This is a genomic window from Caballeronia arationis (assembly GCF_001544975.2).
Classification (GTDB): Bacteria; Pseudomonadota; Gammaproteobacteria; order Burkholderiales; family Burkholderiaceae; genus Caballeronia; species Caballeronia arationis.
Genome location: NZ_FCOG02000077.1, coordinates 18664 through 28453 on the forward strand (window position 1 = coordinate 18664; position 9790 = coordinate 28453).

At 64.8% G+C, this 9790-nt stretch carries 8 protein-coding genes; 1 reads left to right on the forward strand and 7 read right to left on the reverse strand.

Features of this window, described 5'->3' with window-relative positions; translation table 11 throughout:
* Positions 1-4 precede the first annotated feature (4 nt).
* The 7 genes from AWB81_RS29500 to AWB81_RS29530 all read right to left on the reverse strand — a co-directional run bounded on the left by AWB81_RS29500 (position 5) and on the right by AWB81_RS29530 (position 8622).
* Positions 5-862, reverse strand: coding sequence for a proteasome-type protease (locus AWB81_RS29500; protein ID WP_087135275.1), 858 nt, complete (start codon positions 860-862; stop codon positions 5-7).
* Positions 863-1040: 178 nt separating this feature from the next.
* On the reverse strand, positions 1041-1838 hold the full coding sequence (locus tag AWB81_RS29505; protein ID WP_062640217.1) for a transglutaminase family protein: 798 nt from the start codon (positions 1836-1838) through the stop codon (positions 1041-1043).
* A 52-nt stretch (positions 1839-1890) separates the two neighbouring features.
* Positions 1891-2844, reverse strand: coding sequence for an alpha-E domain-containing protein (locus AWB81_RS29510; protein ID WP_062640229.1), 954 nt, complete (start codon positions 2842-2844; stop codon positions 1891-1893).
* A gap of 57 nt (positions 2845-2901) precedes the next feature.
* A complete protein-coding gene (locus tag AWB81_RS29515) occupies positions 2902-4308 on the reverse strand; it encodes a circularly permuted type 2 ATP-grasp protein (RefSeq protein WP_062640218.1) in 1407 nt (468 codons plus the stop codon).
* Between the two features lie 900 nt (positions 4309-5208).
* Entirely contained in the window at positions 5209-5952 is a 744-nt protein-coding gene (locus AWB81_RS29520) for an SDR family oxidoreductase (protein ID WP_062640220.1), read from the reverse strand.
* Positions 5953-6061: 109 nt separating this feature from the next.
* Positions 6062-7393, reverse strand: coding sequence for an MFS transporter (locus AWB81_RS29525; protein WP_062640222.1), 1332 nt, complete (start codon positions 7391-7393; stop codon positions 6062-6064).
* A gap of 47 nt (positions 7394-7440) precedes the next feature.
* Complete coding sequence (locus AWB81_RS29530; RefSeq protein WP_062640224.1) at positions 7441-8622, reverse strand: M20 aminoacylase family protein; 1182 nt, start codon at positions 8620-8622, stop codon at positions 7441-7443.
* Positions 8623-8753: 131 nt separating this feature from the next.
* Between AWB81_RS29530 and AWB81_RS29535 the strand changes: the two genes are divergently transcribed.
* Positions 8754-9650, forward strand: a complete 897-nt coding sequence (locus AWB81_RS29535; RefSeq protein WP_062640226.1) for a LysR substrate-binding domain-containing protein — start codon at positions 8754-8756, stop codon at positions 9648-9650.
* Positions 9651-9790: the final 140 nt, after the last annotated feature.

Below are 9790 nucleotides of genomic sequence, written 5' to 3' on the forward strand. Positions count from 1 at the left end.
GCGGCTACTGCTGCGTCGCGCCAGGATCGGTTTGCGCGAGCGTCTGCGCGGGGGACTCGGGACACGGCAAGTCGCCGATCACGAGACGCGGCACGCTGGCGTTCTGCTCGCGCTCACGGCGCGGCACGTCGGCGGAATCGGTCCAGGTTGGATTCGGAATCTCGCCGAAAATCTGCCGCAGCCGCGCGCCCCACGTGCGATGGATCATCTGGAAGTATTCGCTGTCGTTGTCGAGCGACGCGAAGCGCGTGACGGACAGCGAATCCTTCTCGTAGACCAGGAGGTCGAGCGGCAGTCCCACCGAGAGGTTGGAGCGCAGCGTCGAGTCCATCGAAATGAGCGCGCACTTCGCCACTTCGTCGAGCGGCGTGGCGGGCGTGATGACGCGATCGATGATCGGCTTGCCGTACTTCGACTCGCCGATCTGGAAATACGGGCTCACGCGCGTCGATTCGACGAAGTTGCCCGCCGCATAGATCATGAAGAGCCGCGGGCTTTGCGACCCGATCTGGCCGCCGAGAATGAAGCTGCAATTGAAGTCGACGCTGAATTCGGCGAGCGAGAGCGCGTCGCGCTTGTGCACTTCGCGCACCGCATCGCCGACGATGCGTGCTGCTTCCGCCATGTTCGTCGCGTTGTAGAGCGTCGGCTTCTTCGGGTCGGCGGGCGCGGCGAGCAGATGCGTAACGGCCTGCGTCAGCGCCAGATTCCCGGCCGCGAGCAGCACCAGGACGCGTTCGCCGGGCTGCTCGAACACGGCCATCTTGCGCGCGGCGCTGACATGGTCCACGCCGGCGTTGGTGCGCGTGTCCGACAGGAAGACGAGTCCCTCGTCGACGCACATACCCACGCAATAAGTCATGACTTTCTGTTCCGATGAAAATGCAAAAGCGTCATTGTACTGACGCCGTCGCGATGCGGCATCCGCCCGGCGGCGATACCCGGTGTTTCATTGACCCGCCGGCCCTTCCCGTCGTGCTTCCTTCGACTTCACTTTACTTTACGGCAGATTCGGGCGGCGGCTTGAGGATCGCGTGCGCTTATTGGTCGGCCTGTGAGTCCACGGACACATGCACGCTCAAATGCTCCTCCTTGCCGCCGACCCGCGAGCCGCGCACGGGCGCGGCGGCCTCGTAGTCGCGTCCGACGGCGAGCCGGCAGTAGCGAGCGCTCGCGAAGCGCGCGTGCGTGACATCCACCGACACCCAGCCGTCGTCGAGCCAGACGTCGACCCAGGCGTGACTCGCGGCGCGGTCGACCTCGCCCGGTTCCACATAGCCGCTTACGTAGCGCGCCGGCACGCCGCGCGCGCGGCAGCAGGCGAGCATCAGGTGCGCGTGATCCTGACAGACGCCCTTGCCGAGCCTGAGCGCCTCGGCGGCCGGGCTCGTCACTTCCGTCACGCCCTGCTGATACACGACGCCGCCCTCGATGCGTTCCGCGAGCGCGATCAGCGCAGCGGGCGTATCGATCGACGGCAACTGATGCGCGAGGTCGCGGATGGCCGCGTCGGGTTCGGTCAGCGCGGTCGGGCAGGTGTAGTGTTCGAGCGGGATGGGGCCGGCGTCGTCCCAGAGGCGGCCGTCGTCGAGCGGCGTCGTTTCGACTTCGCCCGCCACCGAGAGATGGATCTCGCTGTGCGGCTTCGTCAGCACGAGCGTATGCAGCGTGTTGCCGTAGGCGTCGCGGGTGACATCGAGTTGCCCAGGCGCATCGACGACCCAGTGCCGCACGAGCTGCGCCGCGCCGTTGGCGGGCGTCAGGCGCAACTGCTGGATCGAGTACTGCACGGGCGCGGCGTAACGGTAATTGGTGTCGTGGCGGATGGTCAGGAGCATGTTCGGTCCTTCGATAGTGCGTTCCGCGCCAGCCCGGGGGCCTGGCCCGCGTTCAGCCAAGCGGAAGCATGAGAAACGAGCGCATCACGCGCAGGCCCAGTTCGTCGACGCGCTTTAGGAACTGCGTGAGCCACGCGTGCACGCCCGTTTCGAGAATCTGGCGAATGTCCGCATAGAGCACGTCCGCGCGCAGCTTGCCCGCGAAGCGTTCGCACTCGTTCGAGTTGTTCGTGCGCAGCTTCACGAGCGTATCGCAGACGCCGTCGAGCGATGCGAGGAGCGACCGCGGCATGTGCGGATTGAGGATCAGCAACTCGACGACCCGCGACGGCGTCACGACATCGCGATACACCTTGCGGTAGATCTCCAGCGCCGACACCGAACTCAGGATCGAGGTCCAGTAATAGAAGTCTTCGAGCTGGCGGGCGGCCTCGCGCGAGTTCGGCTCGGCGTCGGCGAAACGCACGTCGAGAATGCGCGCCGTGTTGTCCGCGCGCTCCAGAAAGGTGCCGATCTGCATGAAATAGTACGCGTCGTCGCGCAGCGCGGTGCCGACCATCACGCCGCGGCACAGGTTCGAGCGGTACTTGACCCATTCGAAGAGCGTGTCGGGGCTGTGCGACAGTTCGCCCGTGGCGAGCCGCTCGTTGAATTCGAGCCAGGTGAAGTTGATCGTCTCCCAGCCTTCGGTGGTGAGCGTCCCGCGCACGGCGCGCGCGTTTTCGCGCGTCGCATGCAGGCAGGCGATGATGCTCGACGGATTGCCCGGATCGGCGACCATGAAGTCGAGCATGTCGCCACGCGACTCCGAGCCCGGATGGCGCTCCGCGAACATCTCCTCCAGCTCGGAGATGCGCAGCACCGAGCGCTGCGCGCGCGCCTCCTGCTCGGGCGTCTGCGGCAGCAGGAGGCCTTGCGAGTTGATGTCGAGCATGCGCGCCGTGTTCTCTGCGCGCTCCATGTAGCGTGCCATCCAGAAAAGATGATCGGCGGTGCGGCTTAGCATGATGGTGTTCCGTTCCTTGTCGTCCCGCTTCAAAAGGCGCGATGTACTGCGGATGGCTCAGTCCACCATCCAGGTGTCCTTGGTGCCGCCGCCCTGCGACGAATTCACGACGAGCGAGCCCGCCTTCAGCGCAACCCGCGTGAGCCCGCCCGCGCACATGTTGACCTCGCGGCCCGACAGCACGAACGGCCGCAAGTCGATATGGCGCGGCGCCACGCCCGACTCCACAAAAGTCGGACACGCGGAGAGCGCGAGCGTCGGCTGCGCGATATAGCCGCTCGGACGCGCGACGAGCCGCTCGCGAAACGATTCGATTTCGGCTTTAGTCGCTGCCGGCCCGACCAGCATCCCGTAACCGCCCGCGCCGTGCACTTCCTTCACGACGAGTTCGGGCAGATGCGCAAGCGTGTAGGCGAGATCGTCGGCCTTGCGGCACTGGTAGGTCGGCACGTTGTTCAGGATTGGCTTCTCGCCGAGATAGAACTCGATCATGTCGGGGACGAACGGATAGATCGACTTGTCGTCGGCGATGCCCGTACCCATCGCGTTCGCGAGCGCCACGCGCCCCGCCCGATACGACGTCAGAAGCCCCGGAATGCCGAGCGCCGAATCCGCGCGAAACGCGAGCGGATCGAGGAAGTCGTCGTCGAGGCGCCGGTAGATCACGTCCACGCGCCGCGGGCCCTGCGTCGTGCGCATGAAGACGTAGTTTTCGTCGACGAAGAGGTCCTTGCCCTCCACGAGTTCGACGCCCATCTGCTGCGCGAGGAACGAGTGCTCGAAATACGCCGAGTTGTACATGCCGGGCGTGAGCACGACGACAACCGGATCATCGACGCCTGCCGGCGCGATCGAGCGCAAGGTTTCGAGCAGCAGGTCGGGATAATGCGCGACGGGCGCGATGCGGTTCTGCACGAAGAGTTCGGGGAATAGCCGCATCATCATCTTGCGGTTTTCGAGCATGTACGACACGCCGGAGGGCACGCGCAGGTTGTCTTCCAGCACGAAGAATTCGCCCGCCTCGCCCGCGCGCACGACGTCGACGCCCGCGATGTGCGCGTAGACGTCGAGCGGCACGTCGACGCCCTGCATCTCCGGGCGGTACTGCGCGTTCGTGTAGACCTGCTCGGCGGGCACGCGGCCGGCGCGCACGATGTCGCGATCGTGATAGATGTCGTGGATGAAGAGATTGAGGGCCCGCACGCGCTGCCGGAGGCCTGCTTCGAGCGTGCGCCATTCGTCGCCGGGGATGATGCGCGGGATCATGTCGAACGGGATCAGGCGCTCGGTGCCCGAGAGGTCGCCGTTCACGGCGAACGTGATGCCGACGCGGCGAAACAGCAGGTCCGCTTCCTTGCGCTTTCTCGCGATGGTCTCGGGCGGCTGCGACGAGAGCCAGCGCGAGAAACGCGCGTAGTGTGCCCGCACGGTTTCGTCGTGACGCATTTCATCGTAGATCTGCATCGTGGCGTCCTTGGTTTGAGCGCGCCCCGTCTCTGGTTTTAGGTTGTATTTACACCGTTTGATGCGCCTGTGCTTGCAGGAAACCTGTTTTCTTGTCGGTCGATTGGCACTGCCCCTGTCCCGGGCGGGACTTACTTTCTTTGCTGCTGCAAAGAAAGTAAGCAAAGAAAGCAGCTATTCTGTCATCAGTCTTAGGACGTCACCACACTTGCACTACTGACTGGCCCAGCGCCTAAGTGTCGCCCTCATAAAACTCACCGCGCCTGGCGCGCGCACGCAGTGACATCCCTCGCAGTCCAACAAAGTTGTAAGCACTTCGTTCCGATCCGTCCGCGCTTCGCTCGGACGACGGGCGTCCGAAAACCAGCGGTTTTCAACCTCGACCGCGAACCTCAACCACGCGACAAATGTACCTCTCGTCCAGCGAAGCGAAAACGGATGAATGACTGCTGTTCCAACTCGTTCACTGCGCGATGACACAGTGCGTGCCGCGCACCAAGCCCCTGAAGTCCTTTGAGGGCGACACTTAGGGGCTGGGCCACTCAGTGCTGCTCGCGCGTTGCCCTCCTGACACCGAGGACGAAAAAGCTGCTTTCTTTGCTTACTTTCTTTGCAGCAGCAAAGAAAGTAAGTCCCGCCCCGGACAGGGGCAGTGCCAATAGACCGATAAGAAAACAAGTTCCACAGAAGCGCAGAAAAGCGTCAACCATGCGACGACTACCTAAGTATCGCTGTTAAAAAGCACAAGGTGTGCCAATTTTTGGGAGGTCACGGCCGAAAGGAATCCGCGATGGCGCGGAGCCGAAAATGCATCGAACGGGTGCACGACGCGCGAACGTAACCGACTCGCCCGCGCGTGGATCAGGTGCAATGACGGCTTTCAAGCCGCCCCGGACCTCTTCAGGCGATCCCGCCATTCGCGCGCAGTATCTGCCCGTTGATCCAGCCAGCATCCGGCCCGGCAAGAAACGCCACGACCGATGCAATATCCTCCGGTTGCCCCAGCCGTTGCAGCGGCGGCATCTTCGCGAAGGTCTGGATCTGCTCGTCGGACTTGCCGTCGAGAAAGAGCGATGTCGCGATCGGCCCGGGCGCCACCGCGTTCACCGTGATGTTCCGGCCGCGCAGTTCCTTCGCGAACACATGCGTGAAGGCTTCGACGGCGGCTTTCGTCGCGTTGTAGATCGCGTAGCCCGGCATGTTCAGCGCGAGCGTCGTGCTCGAAAAATTGACGATGCGCCCGCCTTCGTTCATCCGCGCCGCCGCTTCGCGGAGCGTGTTGAAGGTACTGCGCACGTTGATGTCGAAGGTCTGGTCGTAGAGCGCGTCGGTGGTTTCGGCAAGCGGCACCGTCTTCAGCACGCCCGCATTGTTCACGAGCACATCGACCTTGCCAAGCTGCGCTTCGGTCGCCTCGAACATCGCGCGCACGTCGTCCGGGCTCGCGACGTCGGCCTTCACGGCGATCGCCTTCGCGCCTTTGGCCGCGAGTTCGGCGACGAGCGCATCCGCTTCCTTCGAACTCGACGCGTAGTTGATCGCGACGGCGAAGCCGTCGCTGGCGAGCCGTCTGGCGACTTCGGCGCCGATCCCGCGAGCCGCGCCGGTCACGATGGCGACTTTAAATTGGTTGTTTGCGTTCATGATTCGCTTCCCTCTCGATGAATGTGAGCAGATGAAGCGAATCATGGATCATTTCAGCGCCGCGATAATCACCCGGCGATTGCCAATTTAATTCCGTTTGCTTCAACAATCAGTCGAGCGCCGTCCCCGCGCTTTCCCGCATGTACGCCACGCCGACCAGGCTCAGCGCGCCGCACGCGATGACGTACCACGCAGGCGCGAGCGTGCTGCCGGTCAGCACGATCAGCGAAGTCACGAAGAACTGCGCGAAGCCGCCGAAGATCGCAACGCCGAGGCTGTAGACGACAGCGGCGCCCGTCGCGCGGACCGAGCGCGGGAACAGCTCGCCGAGCATCGCACCCACGCCGCCGATGTTGATGCCGTGCACGCACGACAGCACGGTCACGGTGGCGAGCAGCGTCGTCGCCGAGGGCCAGCGGTTCAGCGCGACGAACGCCGGATAGATCGCGAGCATCAGCAGGACACGCGTCATCTGCGCCATGCGCTTCCTGCCGAAGCGGTCCGACAGATAACCGCCGACCGGCGCAAGCACGAACAGGATCGCACCCGATACGCAGCCGGAAAGCATCGCTGTCCACGCGGGCAGGCCGAGCATCTTGACGCCGTAGATCGACAGGTAGAACACGATGATGAAGTGCGCCGCCGTGCCGCCGATCGTGAGGCCGAGGCCCGTGAGCACGGCGCGGCGATGGTCGCGCAGGACGTCAATCAGCGGCACTTTCGGCGCTTTGCCCTTCTCTGCCGCGTGGGCCGCAGGAGGTTCTTCGTCGAGCGTCTTGCGCAGCCACCAGCCGACCGGCACGATCAGCGTGCCGATCACGAAGGGCACGCGCCAGCCCCAGCTTTCGAGCTGTGCAGGCGACAGCGCCGAGGTCAGGCAGACGCCCGTCAGCGCGCCCGCCATCGCGGCAAGCCCCTGGCTCGCGAACTGCCACGATGCGTACAGACCGCGCCGGTTGGCGGGCGCCTGTTCGAGCAGCAGCGTCGTCGACGCGCCGACTTCGCCGCCCGCCGAAAAGCCCTGGATCAGCCGCGCCACGACCAGGATCACCGGCGCCGCGATGCCGACCTGCGCATACGTCGGCGCGAACGCGATCATCGCGGTGCCGACGGCCATCAGCGCGAGTGTGAGAACCATCGCCTTCTTGCGGCCGGCGCGGTCGGCGTACATGCCGATCAGAAGGCCGCCGACCGGCCGCGTGAAGAAGCCGACGCCGAAACTCGCCACCGCCAGCAGCAACTGGCCGACCGGATCGTGGACCGGAAAGAACAGCTTGCCGATCAGCAGCGCAAAAAAACCGTAGACGGTGAAGTCGTAGAACTCGAGCGCGTTGCCGACGGCCGCCGCCGTGACGAGGCGCGTGCGGCTCTGCTTGCGGGTGAGCGGCGCGGGCGATGGCGCGGAGGCATCGGTGAGGCGGGTCAGCGTCGGGGTTTCCATGGTGTCTCTCGGTGCGCGATGCGGCTGATGAGGTGAACGTTCGGAGGTCAGTCGGCCAGATAGGCTTCGGCGAGGCGCACCCAGTAGCTTGCGCCGATCGCGAGGATGTCGTCGTTGAAGTCGTAGCCGGGGTTGTGGACCATGCACCCGCCCTTGCTGCCGATGCCGTTGCCGATCCACGCATAACTGCCCGGGCAGGCTTCGAGCATGAACGCGAAGTCCTCGCTGCCCATCAAGGGAGCGGCGGCTTCGTCGACACGCTGCGCGCCGAGCATCTTCTTCGCGACGTCGGCGGCGAACGCAGTCGGCCCGGCGTGGTTCACGAGCACCGGATAGCCGAGTTCGTAGTCGATCTCCGCTTCGCAGCCGTAGGCCGCTGCCTGCGCGTGGACGAGCGCGGTGATGCGTTCCTGCAAGAGCTTGCGCACGCCCGCGTCGAGCGCGCGCACGGAGAGCTTCATCTGCGCGGACTGCGGGATGACGTTGTGGGTGTCGCCCGCCTGCACGCTGCCGACCGACACCACCGCCGCCTGCTGTGCATTCACTTCGCGCGCGACGATGCTGTTCAGCCCGAGCATGATCGACGCGACAGCGGGCATCGGATCGCGCGCGAGATGCGGCATCGCGCCGTGGCCGCCGTGGCCGCGCACAGTGATCGTCACGCGGTCGCTCGATGCCATGCCGGGTCCGGGGCAGAAGCTCATGTCGCCGGCCGCGAAGCCGGGCATGTTGTGCAAGCCGAAGACGGCGTCGCAGGGAAACTGCTCGAAGAGGCCTTCCTCGATCATCACGCGCGCACCGCCCTCGCCTTCCTCGGCGGGCTGGAAGATCAGGTTCAGCGTGCCGGAGAACTGCCGGCTTTCCGCGAGATAGCGCGCGGCACACAGAAGCATCGCGGTGTGGCCGTCGTGGCCGCATGCGTGCATCGTCTTCGGCACCGCGCTCGCATAGGGCAAACCCGTGGCTTCCTCGATCGGCAGCGCGTCCATGTCCGCGCGCAGGCCGATGCGCCGCGTGCCTTCACCCTCGCGCAGCACGCCGACGACGCCCGTTCCACCCAGCCCGCGATGCACTTCGTAGCCCCACTCGGCGAGCAGTCCGGCGACGAGATCGCTCGTGGCCGTTTCCTTGAATGCGAGTTCGGGATGCGCGTGTATGCGTCGGCGCACCGCGATGAGTTCGGGTGCGATGGCGGCGATGCCGGGGATGACGGGTTCGACTGACAGCATGGCAAGCTCCTGACATTTATGGCGTGATGACTTGATGCACCCAAGCATATAAAGGGAAAAGAAAACCAAAAGACTGTGAATTGAATTTGCGACCACCTTTGGTTGTCGGCTAAAACCCTTGGTTCATCCCTATGAAGTATCACCAGTTGCGCGCTTTTCTGACCGTCGCCGAGCAGGGCAGCATCCGTGCTGCGGCACGCAGCCTGCATCTTTCGCAGGCCGCGCTGACGAAAGCGCTAAAGGAGATCGAACAGGATCTCGGCGTGCCGCTCGTCCTGCGCACCGCGCGCGGCGTGCAGCTGACCGCGTTCGAGCAGCAGTTGCGGATTCGCGCGCAGCTTGTCGTGAGCGAGATGCGCCGCGCCGAGGACGACATCGCGCAGATGAAGGGCGCGGCGGCCAGCAGCGTGTCGGCGGCCGTGACGCCGGCGGCGGCGCTCGCGATTCTGCCGCAGGCGTATCGCGCGTTCCGGCGCGAGATGCCGAACGCGCGCGTGAGTTTCGTCGAGGGCTTTCCGGGCGTCGCGTTGCCGAGGCTGCGTGACGGAACGCTCGATTTCGTGGTCGCGGTGATCGTGCCCGAGCATCTCGGGCCGGAGTTCGATCACATCGAGTTGTACGAGAGTCATTCGGTGGTGGTCGCGCGCGAGGGTCATCCGTTGAGGGCTTGCACGTCGCTTGCGGAGTTGTCGGAGGCGGAGTGGCTTTTGAATTCGTCGCCGGAGAGTTCGACGCGCGCGCTCCTCGATCTGTTCGGCGATCTTGGGTACGCCGTGCCGCAACGGGTGATCGAGTGTCCGAGCTTTGTCATCGCGCATGGGTTGCTGCGCGGGTCCGATATGCTGGCCGCAATGCCGGCGCCGTTGCTCGAACATCCGTGGGCCGGCGACGGGCTTGCCGTCCTGCCTATTGTCGATCGCCTGCCGGCGATCTCTGTCGGAGTGGTTACGCGGCGCGACAGTCCGCTTACTCCTGCGGCTTCGTTATTGCTCGATTGCCTGCAACGGGCGGCTCGGGGGAGGACGTGAGTGGTGCTGCGCACGGGCGCTGTTCAACACCATGCGATGCTTCTGCGCTTCTGTGGAACTTGTTTTCTTTGTGGTCGATTAGCTCTGCCCCTGTCCGGGGCGGGACTTACTTTCTTTGCTGCTGCAAAGAAAGTAAGCAA

What these genes read in the sequence shown, in the direction of transcription:
- AWB81_RS29500 (WP_087135275.1), bottom strand. Translation starts at nt 862, where the DNA reads ATGACTTATTGCGTGGGTATGTGCGTCGACGAGGGACTCGTCTTCCTG.
- AWB81_RS29505 (WP_062640217.1), bottom strand. Translation starts at nt 1,838, where the DNA reads ATGCTCCTGACCATCCGCCACGACACCAATTACCGTTACGCCGCGCCC.
- AWB81_RS29510 (WP_062640229.1), bottom strand. Translation starts at nt 2,844, where the DNA reads ATGCTAAGCCGCACCGCCGATCATCTTTTCTGGATGGCACGCTACATG.
- AWB81_RS29515 (WP_062640218.1), bottom strand. Translation starts at nt 4,308, where the DNA reads ATGCAGATCTACGATGAAATGCGTCACGACGAAACCGTGCGGGCACAC.
- AWB81_RS29520 (WP_062640220.1), bottom strand. Translation starts at nt 5,952, where the DNA reads ATGAACGCAAACAACCAATTTAAAGTCGCCATCGTGACCGGCGCGGCT.
- AWB81_RS29525 (WP_062640222.1), bottom strand. Translation starts at nt 7,393, where the DNA reads ATGGAAACCCCGACGCTGACCCGCCTCACCGATGCCTCCGCGCCATCG.
- AWB81_RS29530 (WP_062640224.1), bottom strand. Translation starts at nt 8,622, where the DNA reads ATGCTGTCAGTCGAACCCGTCATCCCCGGCATCGCCGCCATCGCACCC.
- AWB81_RS29535 (WP_062640226.1), top strand. Translation starts at nt 8,754, where the DNA reads ATGAAGTATCACCAGTTGCGCGCTTTTCTGACCGTCGCCGAGCAGGGC.